Origin of the sequence: Gordonia sp. PS3, from assembly GCF_041950545.1 — a bacterium.
Taxonomy (GTDB): Bacteria; Actinomycetota; Actinomycetes; order Mycobacteriales; family Mycobacteriaceae; genus Gordonia; species Gordonia sihwensis.
The window spans coordinates 265,705-280,094 of record NZ_CP169524.1 but is presented as its reverse complement, the minus strand read 5'-3'; the positions used below and the strand labels follow the sequence as shown (position 1 = coordinate 280,094).

General features: G+C 68.9%; 12 protein-coding genes, 1 tRNA gene and 1 other RNA gene. 3 read left to right on the top strand and 11 right to left on the bottom strand.

The genetic code is table 11. The annotated features are described in order from the left end of the window. Window positions 1-71 precede the first annotated feature (71 nt). From ACE11G_RS01285 to ffs, 4 genes are all read right to left on the bottom strand, one after another. Entirely contained in the window at window positions 72-2,312 is a 2,241-nt protein-coding gene (locus ACE11G_RS01285; RefSeq protein WP_346074834.1) for a DNA polymerase III subunit gamma and tau, read from the bottom strand. A 41-nt stretch (window positions 2,313-2,353) separates the two neighbouring features. Further along, on the bottom strand, window positions 2,354-3,619 hold the full coding sequence (locus ACE11G_RS01280; protein ID WP_062366364.1) for a glycosyltransferase 87 family protein: 1,266 nt from the start codon (window positions 3,617-3,619) through the stop codon (window positions 2,354-2,356). Window positions 3,620-3,628: 9 nt separating this feature from the next. Further along, complete coding sequence (locus ACE11G_RS01275; RefSeq protein ID WP_006897411.1) at window positions 3,629-4,900, bottom strand: aminotransferase class I/II-fold pyridoxal phosphate-dependent enzyme; 1,272 nt, start codon at window positions 4,898-4,900, stop codon at window positions 3,629-3,631. A gap of 59 nt (window positions 4,901-4,959) precedes the next feature. Then, window positions 4,960-5,056, bottom strand: an RNA gene (ffs, locus tag ACE11G_RS01270) — signal recognition particle sRNA small type. 59 nt (window positions 5,057-5,115) lie between these two features. Here ffs and ACE11G_RS01265 point away from each other — a divergent pair. Further along, window positions 5,116-5,201: transfer RNA gene (locus ACE11G_RS01265), tRNA-Ser, on the top strand. 114 nt (window positions 5,202-5,315) lie between these two features. Here the strand turns inward: ACE11G_RS01265 and poxB are convergent. From poxB to ACE11G_RS01250, 3 genes are read right to left on the bottom strand one after another with little or no spacing between them, the layout of a single operon-like run. Beyond that, on the bottom strand, window positions 5,316-7,049 hold the full coding sequence (gene poxB / locus ACE11G_RS01260; protein WP_045539236.1) for a ubiquinone-dependent pyruvate dehydrogenase: 1,734 nt from the start codon (window positions 7,047-7,049) through the stop codon (window positions 5,316-5,318). Then, window positions 7,046-8,191, bottom strand: coding sequence for an AI-2E family transporter (locus ACE11G_RS01255; RefSeq protein WP_006897413.1), 1,146 nt, complete (start codon window positions 8,189-8,191; stop codon window positions 7,046-7,048). The genes poxB and ACE11G_RS01255 overlap by 4 nt, the downstream gene beginning before the upstream one ends. A 59-nt stretch (window positions 8,192-8,250) precedes the next feature. Continuing rightward, window positions 8,251-9,339, bottom strand: coding sequence for an HtaA domain-containing protein (locus ACE11G_RS01250; RefSeq protein ID WP_375003400.1), 1,089 nt, complete (start codon window positions 9,337-9,339; stop codon window positions 8,251-8,253). Window positions 9,340-9,457: 118 nt separating this feature from the next. Between ACE11G_RS01250 and ACE11G_RS01245 the strand changes: the two genes are divergently transcribed. Both ACE11G_RS01245 and ACE11G_RS01240 read left to right on the top strand, forming a co-directional pair. Continuing rightward, window positions 9,458-9,850 carry a VOC family protein gene (locus tag ACE11G_RS01245; protein WP_006897415.1) on the top strand — a complete coding sequence of 131 codons (393 nt, stop codon included), beginning with the start codon at window positions 9,458-9,460 and terminating at the stop codon, window positions 9,848-9,850. After that, the gene (locus ACE11G_RS01240; RefSeq protein WP_045539232.1) at window positions 9,823-10,590 is read left to right on the top strand and encodes an AraC family transcriptional regulator; all 768 of its coding nucleotides are present in this window, start codon (window positions 9,823-9,825) and stop codon (window positions 10,588-10,590) included. Before ACE11G_RS01245 ends, ACE11G_RS01240 begins: the two co-directional genes overlap by 28 nt. Window positions 10,591-10,609: 19 nt before the next feature. Here ACE11G_RS01240 and ACE11G_RS01235 read toward each other — a convergent pair whose 3' ends face one another. From ACE11G_RS01235 to ACE11G_RS01220, 4 genes are read right to left on the bottom strand one after another with little or no spacing between them, the layout of a single operon-like run. After that, on the bottom strand, window positions 10,610-11,668 hold the full coding sequence (locus tag ACE11G_RS01235; protein ID WP_045539230.1) for a DNA polymerase domain-containing protein: 1,059 nt from the start codon (window positions 11,666-11,668) through the stop codon (window positions 10,610-10,612). A 1-nt stretch (window position 11,669) separates the two neighbouring features. Then, window positions 11,670-12,722, bottom strand: coding sequence for an ATP-dependent DNA ligase (locus tag ACE11G_RS01230; RefSeq protein ID WP_006897418.1), 1,053 nt, complete (start codon window positions 12,720-12,722; stop codon window positions 11,670-11,672). 60 nt (window positions 12,723-12,782) lie between these two features. Continuing rightward, window positions 12,783-13,736 (bottom strand): alpha/beta hydrolase, encoded by a 954-nt coding sequence (locus ACE11G_RS01225; RefSeq protein ID WP_045539243.1) that lies wholly within the window; start codon window positions 13,734-13,736, stop codon window positions 12,783-12,785. Window positions 13,737-13,740: 4 nt separating this feature from the next. Next, the gene (locus ACE11G_RS01220; RefSeq protein ID WP_006897420.1) at window positions 13,741-14,256 is read right to left on the bottom strand and encodes an Lrp/AsnC family transcriptional regulator; all 516 of its coding nucleotides are present in this window, start codon (window positions 14,254-14,256) and stop codon (window positions 13,741-13,743) included. Between the last annotated feature and the right edge of the window lie 134 nt (window positions 14,257-14,390).

Genomic DNA, 14,390 nt, shown 5'->3' with positions numbered 1-14,390 from the left:
ACGAATCCCCGATTCGCCGTCCGGCCTGCGCGGCCGAGTAGTCGGCGGGTCGGGGATTCGTCTACGCGCGGCTACTCGACCGGCCGAGCGCCGAGCTCCGACTTGAGCAGTTCCAGGGCCACCTGGTCGGGGTCGAGACGGTCGTCCGGGGTCCCCGACTGGGCCTGCGCCACCATCTCGTCACGTTCGGCGTCGGTCAGCTCCTCGTCGGGCACCGGCGGCTCCGGTTCGGGTTCCTCCGGCGCGGGCGGCGGGGCCGGTTGCTCACCGTGCGTCTGCTCCGACCGTGGCCGGCTCGGCCGGGTGTACGTCTGACGGCGGGGCTGTTCCCGTTCCGGGGTGCGCTGCGGGGTCGGCGCCGCCGCCGGTGCCGACCCGGGCTGGGCGTGCACGACGGCGACGCTGAAGCCCTCGCCGAAGACCTCGACCACCGCGGCGGTCAGGGCACGCAGTCCGCGATCGTCGGACAGGCGTCCCACCAGCGCGGGATGCGGATGTCCGAGCACCACCTGGGTGCCGTCGACCTGATGTACGAAAGCGGCCGAGAGCATCGCTTCGAGGACGGTGCTCTGCGTCCGCACAGCCGCACGGATGTCCGGCCACCGAGCCGAGACGGCGTCCACCGTGAGTCCTGTCGGGGCCTGCGGTTCCGGTTCGGGGGCCGGTTCGGACGCGGGATCGGGCTGGTGCGGCTCGTCCGCCGGCGGGAGCTGATCGGCGTCCATCGGCGGTTCGGGCGGTGGCGGGATCTCCTCGTCCGCGGCGGAGCGCTGCACCTGTTCGCGCTGCGTGTGCTCGCGTCCGACGGGCTCGCGCTGCTGCGGCGGCTCCGGAGCCCGTGGATCAGACACCTCCGGCGGATGGGGAGCCGAGACCGCGGGCTCCTCGGCGCGCGGCGCCTCAGCGGACTCGGGGGCGGGAGTGCTGGGTTCGGGTGCGCTGGGTTCGGGTGCGGGCGTGCTCGGCCGCGGAGCGGGAGGCTCAGGCGCGCGGGGCTCGGATGCCGGCGCAGGCGCATCGGCCGTGTCGACGGCCGCACGCGCTTCTTCGACGGCCTTGCGCTGCGAAGGCCGGACGAAGCGCGGTGCGGGCTCGTCCGCGGCGGGGGCGGCGGGAGCGTCCGTCACCGCGACGGGCACGGAGCCCGGGGCGGATGCTCCCGCGGGACGCCGTTCCAGCGTCTCGATTCGCTGCAGCAGCGCAGCGTCGTCGGCCGAGGCCGCAGGCAGAAGCAGACGGGCGCACATCACCTCCAGCAACAGGCGCGGCGACGTGGTGCCGCGCATCTCGCCGAGCGCGGTGTGCGCCACCTCGGCGTACCTCGTCAGAGTCGCGGGCCCCAGTTCGGCCGCGGCCTCGCGCATCGCGGCCAGTTGATCCTCGGGGGCCTCCACCAGCCCGCGCTCGGTGGCGTCCGGCACCGCCTGCACCAGGATGAGGTCGCGGAAACGGTCGAGCAGATCGATCGCGAAGCGTCGCGGATCGTGCCCGGCGTCGACCACCCGCTCGACGACGCCGAACAACGCTGCGCCGTCGCCCGCCGCGAGGGCCTCCACCGCGGCGTCGATCAGCGCCGAGTCGGTGACACCGAGCAGGGCGAGCGCGCGGTCGTAGGTGACGCCCTCGTCACCCGCACCGGCGAGGAGCTGATCGAGGATGCTGAGGCTGTCGCGCGGGGAGCCGCCGCCGGCGCGAATCACCAGCGGATACACCTCGGGCGCCACCACCACGCCCTCCTTGGCGCAGATGTTCTCCAACAGACCGCGCATCACCGGCGGCGCGAGCAGACGGAACGGATAGTGGTGCGTCCGCGACTTGATGGTCGTCAGCACCTTCTCCGGCTCGGTGGTCGCGAAGATGAAGATCAAGTGCTCCGGCGGCTCCTCGACGATCTTCAGGAGCGCGTTGAAGCCGGCCGACGACACCATGTGCGCCTCGTCGATGATGAAGACGCGATAGCGCGACTCGGCCGGCGCGTAGAACGCGCGGTCGCGGAGATCGCGGGTGTCGTCCACGCCGCCGTGGCTGGCCGCGTCGAGCTCCACCACGTCGAGATTGCCCGGTCCGCCGGGACCGAGCGAGACGCAGGACGAACATGTGCCGCACGGGGTCGACGTCGGGCCCTGCTCACAGTTGAGTGAGCGGGCCAGGATGCGGGCCGACGAGGTCTTGCCGCAGCCGCGCGGACCGGAGAAGAGATAGGCGTGATTGATGCGGCCGGTATCGAGGGCTCGGCTCAGAGGCGCGGTGACGTGCTCCTGGCCGACGACTTCGGCGAAGGTTGCCGGGCGATAGGTGCGATAGAGAGCCACGACGCAAGACTACCGGCGAGCCCCGACAGCCGTGCCGGCGCTCACGACCGGCCGGCCGCGGGCGCCGGTCGCCCGGGTCCGGGCCGTCGATACGCCACGATCGTCACCACCGAGGTGACGACGAGGATCAGTGTGAACGGCTGGGTGGTGAACCAGTCGAACGGCGGGGGGTGCTTGAAGAACAGGCCCGTCAGGTACGCCTCTTCCACGCTGCGGTTGGCGTACCACATCGGGAAGGCGAAGTGCGTCCGCCAGGCGATCGCGGATGCGAACCCGCCGAGGGTGAGCGCGGCCAGCGCGAAGGCGCCCGGGCCGGGGATCCGTTCGGCGATCTGGTGGATCGCGACCACAAGCAATGGGACCAGCCACACCCAGTGGTGCGACCACGCGACCGGGGAAACCGCGCACGAGGTCATTCCGACGATGGAGAGCGCCAGCAGTTCCTGACCGTGCCGATGCGCCAGGACGCAGGCACGGCCCGCCAGCAGCACCAGCGCGGCGGAGAGCACCAGCCACAGCAGGGTGCTCGGGTGGTCGGTGTGGGTGAAATTGGCGATCGCGCCGCGAATGGACTGGTTGCCATAGGTCTGCGGCGAGGAGACCCGGTCGGAGTCGAACATCGTGCCGAACCAGAAGTCCTTCGACGCCGACGGCATGAGGGCGAACCCGAGCACCACCGACGCCGCGAAGCCGGCGGCCATGCTCGCCGCGGTCCGCCATTGCCGGATCGCCAGGAGGTACGCACCGAACATCAGCGGTGTCAGCTTGATGCCCGCGGCGATACCGGCGCCGACGCCCCGAAGCCGGCTGCCCTCGGGCCGCGCCAGATCGGCGATCACCAGCAGCATCAGGAAGACGTTGATCTGTCCGAACCAGATGGTCGACCGTACCGGCTCGAGCAGCGCGCTCAGCAGCACGATCGACACCGCGATCGCACGCAGCCGCCAGGTGACCTCGTGTCCGAGACTCTTGAACCCGAGCACCACCACCAGATACAGCGCGACGAAGATCGCGATGGTCCAGACCAGGTGCGCCGGGCCCGCCGCCATCCACGCGAAGGGAGCGAAGAGAACCACCGACAGCGGCGCATAGGTGAAGTCCATCTGGCCGAGCAGCTTGGCCTGGTAGAGATCACCGCCGTCGAGCACCACCTGGGCGCCCGCCCGGTACACGTCGAGATCGAGGAAGTTCTGGAACAGCCCCCAGTACGGCTCGGTGAAGGGGATCAGGGAGTGCTGTGCCCAGACCGAGAGCAGCCCGGCGAGGAGGAATCCGACGACCGCCGGCGTCGACCGTTCGAGCTTCACCGGGAGTCGCTACTCGGAGCCCAGCAGCACCTCGGTCGCGGCGAGCAGCGCGCAGGTGGCGACGCCGTCCATTGCGGTGGCGAGCTCGTCGATCGACGGGAAGGTCGGGGCGAGACGGATGTTCTCGTCGCGCGGATCCTTCTTGTACGGGAAGGTGGATCCGGCGGCCGTCAGCGCGATGCCGGCATCCTTCGCCAGCTCGATGGTGCGTTTCGCGGTGCCGTCGATGACGTCCAGGCTGATGAAGTAGCCGCCCTCGGGGTGAGTCCATGAGGCGATCTTGCTGTCGGCGAGCCGGTCCTCGAGGATCTCCAGCACCTTCGCGAACTTGGGTGCGATGAGCTCGCGGTGCCGGGCCATCAGTTCACGCACGCCGTCGGCGTCGCGCAGGAACATCAGGTGCCGCAGCTGGTTGAGCTTGTCCGGACCGATGGTCGAGACGCTGACGTTCTTTGTGAACCAGTCGAGGTTGGTCTTCGACGACGCGAAGAACGCCACGCCGGCGCCGGCGAAGGTGATCTTGCTGGTGGACCCGAAGACGTAGACGCGGTTCGGGTTGCCGGCCTCGGCGGCCAGATCCAGGATCGGCAGCGGTTCGGGTGCGCGTTCGACCAGCGTGTGCACCGCGTATGCGTTGTCCCAGTAGATGCGGAAGTCGGCGGCGGCGGGCATCGCGACCAGCTTGCGCGCGACCTCCTCCGACACCGAGTACCCGGTGGGGTTCGAGTAGGTCGGGACCAGCCACATGCCCTTGATCGACGGATCGGCGGCGGTCAGCGCCGCGCAGGCATCGACGTCGGGGCCGTCGGGGTTCATCGGGACGGTGATCATCTCGATGCCGTACCGCTCGGTGATGCCGAAGTGGCGGTCGTAGCCGGGAGCCGGGCAGAGGAACTTGATCGGCTCGGCCGACCACGGCTTGTCGGAGTCGGGGTTTCCGCCGAGCAGTGAGTGCACCGTGATGTCGTGCATGATCTGCAGGCTGGCGTTGCCGAGGGCAAGGGTGCGGTCGGCGCCGGTGCCGAGCAGTTCGCCGAAGATCGCACGGAGTCCTGGCAGACCGGTGACGCCACCGTAGTTGCGGCAGTCGGTGCCGTCCGGGCTGGTGTACGTCTGCCCCGGCAGCGACAGCATCTCGTTGGAGAGGTCGAGCTGGTCGGGGGCCGGCTTGCCGCGTGTCAGATCGAGCTTGAGTCCGGCTGCCCGGAGGACCTCGTAGCGCTTTCGCAGATCGTCTTGGGTGGTGCGGAGTTGGTCGACACTCATCGAGTGAAAGTTCAACGTGAACCTCTCCCACAGACGCGGCCTCGCGGCGGCTGCAGATGTAACGCGCGAAAAAAGTTAAGCGGACCCCGCGCACCCGAGAGAGCCCGTTGACCCTTGCTGCCTTCCGGCCCTGGGGGAGTTCACAGGATGCACGCCGCGCGGGATCCGTAGAACAGTGTAGCGGGTCGTTTTGGGTTCCATGCACCCCACCCGCTACGATCGTTCTGCCTGGAGGATTCGCCTAGTGGCCTATGGCGCTCGCCTGGAACGCGGGTTGGGTTAACAGCCCTCAGGGGTTCGAATCCCCTATCCTCCGCAGATGTGGTCCCCTGCCCGTTTCCGGGCAGGGGACCACTTGAATTTCGCGCGCAGAATCCTGTCGAGTCGGCACCCTCTCAGGTACTCAACTCGACAAGATTCTGGCGCTAGCTCAGAAGAGCCGCTTGAGCAGGTTCGTCTCGGCGAGGTCGACCAGTTCGTCGCCGCGGCCAGACATCACGGTCCGCAGCGCGTACAGTGCGAAGCCCTTCGCCTGAGCGGCGGAGATCGCTGGCGGAATCGACAGCTCCTGCCGCGCGGTGGTGACGTCGAGGACGGCGGGGCCGTCGTGCGCCAGGAAGTCGCGCACCGCGGCGGGCAGGGCCGAGGCATCGGTGACGCGGCGGCCCCAAATCCCCACCGACTCGGCCAGCGCGGCGAAGTCCGGATTCTCCAGATCGGTGCCGAACGTGACGAAGCCCGCCGCCTTCATCTCCAGCTCCACGAAGTTGAGCGACGAATTGTCGAAGACGACCACCTTGACCGGCAGCGAATTCTGGACCAGCGTCAACAGCTCGCCGAGGAGCATCGCCAGTCCGCCGTCACCGGCCATCGCGATCACCTGACGCGCGGGGTCGACCGCCGAGACTCCCACACTCTGCGACAGCGCGTTGGCCATCGATCCGTGGTTGAACGATCCGATGAGACGACGCCGGCCGTTCATCTTCAGGTAGCGGGCCGCCCAGACCACCGGCGACCCGACGTCCGGGACGAAGACGGCGTCGTCGGCGGCCATCTCCGACAGCAGCTTCGTCAGGTACTGCGGATGGATCGGATCGCCGTCGGCGGACGACGTCGCCAGTTCGTCGAGCCCGGCGCGAGTGCGCGCATAGTGGTCGAGTGCCGTGGTCAAGTGCTCGTCGCTGCGGCCGCCGGAGATGAGCGCTGTCAGCAGGGGCAGTGTGTCGGCCGCGGATCCGATGAGCGGGAGATCCACACGGCAGCGCCGACCGATCTGGCTGCCGCGGACGTCGAGCTGAATCGTGTACGCCTTCGACGGCAGGAACTGGGAGTACGGGAAGTCGGTGCCGATCATCAACAGCGTGTCGCAGTGCTCGATGGCGCGGTAACCCGACGAGAAGCCGAGCAAGCCGGTCATGCCGACGTCGTAGGGATTGTCGTACTCCACGAACTCCTTGCCGCGCAGCGCATGCACGATCGGCGCCCGCAACGCCTCGGCCAGCGCCACGAGCTCGTCGTGGGCACCCGCCACTCCCGCGCCGGCGAGAATGGTCACGCGCTCGGACTCGTTGAGCCGGACGCCGGCGAGCTGCAGCGACTCGTCGTCCGGGCGCATCACGGTGCCCGCCGCCCGAATCCGGGACACACGGTCCGGCCTGTCGATCTTCTTCAGGAACAGTTCGCCCGGAATCACCAGGACCGACACGCCGCGCTCCTCCACCGCCGTCCGGACGGCGATGTCGAGAAGGTAGGGCAGCTGGTCGACGGTGCTCAGCGTCTCGCAGAAAGAACTGCATTCGGCGAAGATCTGCTCGGGATGAGTCTCCTGGAAGTACCGCGTCCCCACATTGCCCGCCGGGATCTGCGCCGCGATCGCCAGTACGGGCACCCGCGACCGATGCGCGTCGTACAGGCCGTTGACGAGATGGAGGTTTCCCGGACCGCAGCTGCCGGCGCACACTGCGAGCCCGCCGGTGATCGCGGCCTCACCCGCCGCCGCGAAAGCGGCCCCCTCTTCGTGACGCACATGCGTCCATGTCACGTCCTTCGACGTCCGCAGGACGTCGGTGAAGCCGTTCAGCGAGTCACCCGGGATGCCGTAGATCCGTCGCACCCCGGCTGCCGCGATGGTGTCGACGATGAGGTCTGCGACCGTGTAGCTCATGGATTCTCCCCTCCGGAGACGTCGACGGGCTCCTCCAGGAGCCAGTCCTGATCGAGGCCCTCCTGGGGCCGGAAACTCACCGCGGTGTTCGCGAAGGCCAGCAGCGGGACGGCGAGCAGGCCGCCGACGATTCCCGCGACCATCAGGCCGATCGCGATCACCAGGATCACCGCCACGGGGTGCAGCTTCACCGAACGCCCGAGCAGGAAGGGCTGCAGCACATGCCCTTCCACCTGCATCACGACGATCAGCACGACCACCACCAGCACCGCGGTGAACCAGCCGTGCGTGGCCAGCGCGACGAGGACCGCGAGCGATCCCGCGGCGACCGATCCGACGATCGGGATGAACGCGCCGAGGAAGATCAGCGCCATCAACGGCATCACCATCGGCACCCGCAGGATCGCCAGGCCGATGCCGATGAACACGGCGTCGATGAACGCCACCAGCACCGTCGCGCGGACGTACGACTGCAGCGTCCGGTAGCCGGCGTCGCCCGCCCCGCGCACGTGCTCCCGGTGCGCCGACGGCACGATCCTCGTCACGAACTCCCAGATGCGGTGGCCGTCGTACAGGAAGAAGATCAGCAGGAACACCGTCAGCAGTGCGGCCGTCACCAGTTTGGTGGCGACGGTTGCGGTGTCGAGGGCTCCGGTCGCGATGCTGGCCTCGTGAGCCTTGAGCCAGTCGATCATGTCGTTGCTGACGTTGCGCAGGTTCTCCGAGTCCATGTGCAGCGGCCCGGTCTCGAGCCAGTTGCGGGTCTTGGAGATGGAATCGGCGATGTCGCCCGACATCCGGGGGATGCCCACGATCAGCTGCTGAACGACGAAGGTGAGTCCGGCGGCGATGATCGCGAAGGTCGCGACCACCGCGGTGAGAACCCCCACTGATCGCGGGATCCGGTGCCGCTCAAGCCATCCCACCAACGGTACGAGGAGCGCCGAGAGCAGGATCGCGACGGCGACCGGGACGAAGACCTCCTGTGCGAAGAGGAAGAGCTTGCCGAGCGCGTACAGCCCCGCGGCGAGGATCAACAGACGCCAGGTCCACGCGGCGGCCGCGCGAACGCCCGGATGGACCTGTGCTGCGGCCCACGACGGGTCGTTCGGGGACGGGCGGTCGCCCGGTTCGGCGCTCACACGGCGAGCTTACTTGGGCTCGGCGATCCGCGAGCGGTGTCGAGGCCGCCGATCCGCCGTCAGAACCGCACGGTCACCGGCGACGCCTGCCCCAGCGACAGCGCGGCGAGGGAGACGGGAGTGATCCCCGAGCGGAAAGCGGCGGCGATCGCCGTGACGTCCTCACCGCGCGAGAGCCGCTCCACCTGCGACCGCGTGAGCGTCAGATCGGCGACATCGACGCGCCGCAGAACGTCGTCGCCGTTCATGTCGGTGGTGGACGTGCGCATGCTCAGCACCGCGCGGGTGCCGTCGACGCGGATGATCGGATCGGCGAGCGCGATCTCGAGCAGGTGGAACTTCGTGGACGCGACGACGGTTCCGCGGTACCGCAGTTCTCCCCGCCCGTTGCGGACCGTGTTCTCGGCGAGCGCGAACGACATCGCTCCCGCGTCGTCCACCCCCGCGCCGCCGCTCCCCGACAGCGCACCCGAGGTGGTGCCGCGGACGGTCTGCGCGAAGCTCGGCGAATACGCCCACACCAGGTTCTTCGGTGCGGGCTGAGGCGTGTTCGGGCCCGGCTGCGTCGAATAGTCGAGCGGCACCGACAGCTCCTGGGCCGCGTTCACCGCGTCCGCAGCGCCGAAGGTGTAGATGCCCCAGCGGCCGCCGGCCGGCGAGGTCTTCGGCGTGGCCAGCGTGATGCGGGCGGTGAACTCGCCGCTGCGGCTCAGCGGCACCCACTGCTGCCGGACGGTGCGGCGCATGTCGAACGGAACGTCGGGCACCCGGTCGAGCGCGTCGCGCGAGAGCACCCACTTGGTCTGGGCTCGGACGGTGGTCCGCGACGATTCGGGAGCTCCCTGCGACGGCCGCCAATCCGGCGCGAACGCACCGAAGGTCACGAACGTCCCGTGCGGCACGCCCGGCGGGACCGGAACCGGAAGACCGGAGGTGTTGGCGCGCGGATCGAAGCCGGTGCCCTTGACGACCACCTGATCGCCGGGGTGCAGTCGCGTCGCGCCGGCCGGGGTGACCCCGTCGGCGAGGAACACCTCGATGGCGGGCTTCCACGTCTTGGCGTCGGCAGTCCCTACGCAGAATGCGGTCAGCGACAGTGCCGTCAGGCCGACGGCGAACAGCACGGCCACCCGAAGGAGCTTGTTCATGAGCCGAGCCTAACCTATGTCCACTTCCGGTCGAATGGGGCTTAAGTCCCGCGACCGAGACTGCACCGCGTGCCGATTTCTTCAAGAACACGGCGACGCACGGGCCGACACTGGAGACATGAACGAGAGAAAAGACACCAACATCTGGGCAGGCATCACCTCCGACGACCCCGTCGCACTGCGCGAATGGCTCGAATCCATCGGCTTCGAACCCGGAATCCTCGTGGAGGGCGACGGCGACGGCGAGGTCCTGCATTCGGAGATGCTCTGGCCCGACGGAGGACGGGTCATGGTCCACTCCGCGTGCAAGAAGGACACGACGTTCTCCACTCCGGTCGGATCGGCCTCCCTCTACGTGGTCGTCACCGACCCCGACGCCGTGTACGCGAAGGCGACGGCGATCGGTGCGCGACTGGTCCGCGACATGGCGGAGGAGGACTATGGATCACGAGGGTTCTCCGTCGCCGACCCGGAGGGGAACACATGGAGCTTCGGAACCTACGCGGGCTGACCGGCGTCGGGATCGTCCCCTACGACGTGACGGGCAGCGCTCCAGGCGAGCACCTGGGGCTGCCCGGCACCAGCGCCACCCTGGTCGTCGACCTCGCCGACGGCCTCGTCCTCAGTTCCGGCGACAGCCCGGTCACCACCACCTTCCGGTGCTGTATCGCCGGGATCCACCTGCGACCGGTCACGATCCACCACAACGGCGTCCAACGCGGCGTGCAGCTCGACCTCTCGCCGGAGGCGGTACGCGCACTGCTCGGGATGCCCGCCGGCGAGCTGGCCGGGCAGATGGTGGAACTGTCACAGATCGACACCGCGTTCGCCCGCCGACTTCACGAACGACTCGCGCAGACTCCGGCAGGCGAGCGGGGCGCGGTGTGCGCCGCGATGCTCGCCGAGACGGTCTCCGAGGACACACCGCGGTCGGACGCATTGTCGGTCTGGGAGGTGATCGCCCGCCGCCGCGGTGATGTCACCGTCTCCGAACTGGTCGAATCGTCGGGCTGGTCGGCGCGGCACCTCACCGCGATGTTCAACGCAGAGTTCGGCATCGGCCCCAAACAGGCGGCCCGCCTCACCCGATTCGAGACCGCCCGCGCACGGCTGGAGTCCGGGCGCCGGGCCGTGGACGTGGCCGCATCGTGCGGTTACGCCGACCAGGCCCACATGTCACGGGAGTTCACCGAACTGACCGGATACTCGCCGCGCGCCCTGCTGAAGCGCAGGGCCGAGGAGTTCGCGTGAGCGCTGCTCCGACTGCCGGTCACTCCACCCGGTTCCCCGCCTCATCCCAATGCTCGGCGACCTTCTTGCTCGGCTGGACGCGCGGCGGTTCGCCCGGCATCTTCGGGTAGTTCGGCGGGTAGACCATGTCGCCGAGACCGTTCGCCTCGTCGCGCTCGACCATCTCGAGCAGGCGCTCGAGCCCCGAGGGGTGCTCGTCGATGCCCGACCACGGATCGCCGCGCCGCTCCACCAGAGCCGGGACGGTGGCGACGGTGAGATCATCGGGATCGACGTCGACCAACTCCTCCCACGTCACCGGTGCGGAGACGCGGGCGCGCGCGGACTTGCGCACCGAGTAGGGCGAGGCCATCGACCGGTCGCGCGCGTTCTGGTTGTAGTCGATGAAGATGCGGTCGCCGCGCTCCTCCTTCCACCACGACAGGGTCACGGCGGCGGGGTCGCGCCGTTCCAGTTCGCGACCGAACGCGATCACCGCGCGCCGCGTGGCGATGAAATCCCACTCCGGGCGGATCGGTACGAAGACGTGCACCCCGCGACTGCCCGAGGTCTTCACGTACCCGGTCATCCCGAGATCGTCGAGCAACGGTCTGACCAGATCGAGCGCCACCCGGCGGACGTCGTCGAAACCCTTGCCGTCCGGCGGATCGAGGTCGATCCGAAGCTGATCGGGATGGTCGTTGTCGGGCGCCATCGTCGGCCAGGTGTGGAATGTGACAGTCCCGAGGTTGGCGGCCCATACGACGTCGGCCGGGATCCGGGGGCAGAAGGCGTCGCCGGTCCGCTTGGACGGGAACACGATTCGCGTGGACTGCACATGATCGGGGTGATGCTTCGGCAGGTGCTTCTGATAGATCTGCTCACCGTCCACGCCGTCCGGGAAGCGCTGCAGGAAGGTCGGGCGCCCGCCGATCGCGCTCAGCAGCGGTCCGGCGAGCGCCACGCTCCGGTAGTACTCGACGAGATCGGCCTTGCGACCGCCGTGCTCGCCCAGTTCGGGGAAGTAGATCTTGTCGGGGTTGCTCAGCTTCACCTCGATCCCGTCGACGTCGAGCAGGACCGGCTTCGGTTTCGGCATGTCACTGTCCTCCGGTCACGAGAACGTCGAAGACGTCGTAGGTCAGGGGCACGTCGAGCTGGTCGTAGCCACAGCTCTCCGGCTCCCGGTCGGGGCGCCACCGGAGGAACTTCACCGTGTGCCGGAATCGCTGATTCTCCATCTGGTCGTAGGCGAACTCGGCCACCAGCTCCGGCCGGATCGGAATCCACTCGCCGCTGCCCGCCGCGCGCCAGCGGCTCACCTCGCCTTGTGCGACGCGATCCGGATCGAGCCGCATCGGCTCGAGCATCTCCTGCAGTTCGATCCGCTTCTTGTCGGAGAACGCACTGGAACCGCCGACCATCCGCAGTTCCCCCTCGGCGTACAGCCCGAGCAGCATCGACCCGAGTCCGGTGCCCGACTTGTGAATGCGATACCCGATCACCACGCAGTCGGCGGTGCGCTTGTGCTTGACCTTGACCATCTCCCGTTTCCCGGGGACGTAGACGCCGTCGAGCCGCTTGCCCACGACGCCGTCGAGCCCGGCGCCCTCGAACGCGGTGAACCAGTCGGTCGCGACCGCCGAGTCCCGGGTGACGCGGCTGACCTGGATGCGGTCGTCTCCGGATTCGGCAGCGGCGTCCAGCAGCGCGCTGCGCCGGACCTCGAATCGCTCCGCCGTCAGGTCCATCGAGTCGGTGGCCAGGGCGTCGAAGCCGATGAACACGGCCGGTGTCTCCTCCGCCAGTCTCGCCACGCGCGACGCCGCGGGGTGGATGCGTTGCGAGAGCGAATCCCAGTCGAGCCGGTTCACCCCGCCGATGGGCCGGGCGACGGCGACCTCGCCGTCGAGGACCACCCGCTCGGGAAGCACCGCATGCGCCGCGTCGACCAGCTCCGGAAAATAGCGGGCCAGATCCTTGCCGCCCCGCGAGGACATCACGACCTCGTCCCCGTCCCGGAAGATCAAGGCCCGGAAGCCGTCCCACTTGGGTTCGTACGACCACACCGGCTCGCCGCCGGGTTGGTCGGGCACGGCGGTGACCGCCTTGGCCAGCATCGGTTGCACGGGCGGGTTCACCGGGAGGTCCACCCGTTCATCGTCGCCGAGCAACCGGTGGTTGGCAATCACCCCGGCCGTCGGCGGCACGGCTCAGGCGATGTCGGCGCGTTCCCGCCCGGCGCCCACTGCTCGCCGGACGAACTCCGCCACCCTGGCCACAGCGTCCCTGGTCTGCGCCGAACCGGGGACCGCGGCGGGGAAGGCGTGGATCTGACCGGCGTACAGGTGGAGTTCGTTGGTCACCCCGGCGCGGTCGAGGGCGGCGCACAGGTCCATCGCGTCCTTCTGCAGCGCCTCGCCGCGACCGCAGACGACGATCGCGGGCGGGAACAGCCGCGCCACCGCGTCGAGCGTCACGTTCAGCTCGCCGTCCAGCACCTCCGGGCCCTGGTCGTAGAACTGTCGCAGCTTCTCGATCTTCTTGATCGGCAGCATCGCGTCGTGACGGCTCGTCCGATCGGCGCCCGGCGAGAGGTTGAGCAGCGGCGACAGCCCGACGTACGCGTCGGGGCAGGCGAGGCCGTCCCGCGCGGCGTACTCGACGATCTTGGCCGCGATGTAGCCGCCCGCCGAGTCGCCCGCGACCACCACGGCGTCGAACTCGCCCGACCGCCGCAGTTCGCGGTACACCGCATAGCCGTCGCGCACCGACGTGCCCACGCCGACTTCGGGGCACTGCCGGTAGGCGACGTTGACCACCGGCGCTCCGACCGCCCGCGCGATCGCGGCGGCGATCGGCCGGTGGGTGTCGAGGCCGCCCGCCAGGAACGCGCCGCCGTGCGTGTACAGCACGGCGATCCGCGAATCCTCGATCCCGTCCGGCGTGATGCGCTCGACGCGAACCTCGGCGATCGTCTCCGGCGTCACGACGACGCCTCGGATCGGGCGGGCGTTCCGCGCCGCCCACTGATCGAGGACCGCCAGCCGGCGGAGGGTGGAGGGCGTCGCCGGAATGATGCGCATGAGCGTTTTGACGATCAATCGACAGAGCCAGAACACCAGGAAGGAACGGGCGTCTCGCTCATCGTGTTCAACCAACGGCATCGTCTCATCCTCCCCCACCTGCGCGCGGCGGAGTCGATCGACCCCAACCCGTCCCCTTCGCCAACTCCGCCAGCGCCGGCACCGCACGGCGCGGCAGCGGCTCGGTCAAGGTGAGCCAGGTGGTGGAGTGGATCACGCCGGGGTACCCCACGATGGTCTCGATCAGCTCCAGCAGCTCGGGCTGAGTGGCTGTCGCGACTCGCACGAGCAGATCCTCCCGCCCGGTCACCGTGTGCACCTCGATCACCTGCGGTATCTCGGTGACCTCGCGCGCGATTCTGGTGAGGCTGCCCTGCTCGGTCTCCAGCGCGAGGAAGGCCTGCACCACCAGACCCGCCTGCGCCAGGTCGATCTGTGGACGGTAGCCGGCGATCAAGCCGCCTTCTTCGAGCCGCCGGATCCTCGACTGCACCGTGTTCCTCGAGATCCCGAGAGTCGTCGACAGACTCGCCACGCCCTGGCGGGCATCCCGCTCGAGCAGTTTCAACAACTCCACGTCGAGCTCGTCGATGCTGAGCATATTCGTCACCTCTCACTGAGATCCACGTCACCAACTGAACAAATCTACCAGTTGTAGATCGATCAGTTGACCACCTTGCCACCCGATGGCCACCATTTAAGCATCATCCGGTGATCCGCCTCACAGATGCGGAC

What these genes read in the sequence shown, in the direction of transcription:
- ACE11G_RS01250 (WP_375003400.1), bottom strand. Translation starts at nt 9,339, where the DNA reads ATGAACAAGCTCCTTCGGGTGGCCGTGCTGTTCGCCGTCGGCCTGACG.
- ACE11G_RS01240 (WP_045539232.1), top strand. Translation starts at nt 9,823, where the DNA reads ATGGAGCTTCGGAACCTACGCGGGCTGACCGGCGTCGGGATCGTCCCC.
- ACE11G_RS01220 (WP_006897420.1), bottom strand. Translation starts at nt 14,256, where the DNA reads ATGCTCAGCATCGACGAGCTCGACGTGGAGTTGTTGAAACTGCTCGAG.
- ACE11G_RS01235 (WP_045539230.1), bottom strand. Translation starts at nt 11,668, where the DNA reads ATGCCGAAACCGAAGCCGGTCCTGCTCGACGTCGACGGGATCGAGGTG.
- ACE11G_RS01225 (WP_045539243.1), bottom strand. Translation starts at nt 13,736, where the DNA reads ATGCCGTTGGTTGAACACGATGAGCGAGACGCCCGTTCCTTCCTGGTG.
- poxB (WP_045539236.1), bottom strand. Translation starts at nt 7,049, where the DNA reads ATGAGCTACACGGTCGCAGACCTCATCGTCGACACCATCGCGGCAGCC.
- ACE11G_RS01245 (WP_006897415.1), top strand. Translation starts at nt 9,458, where the DNA reads ATGAACGAGAGAAAAGACACCAACATCTGGGCAGGCATCACCTCCGAC.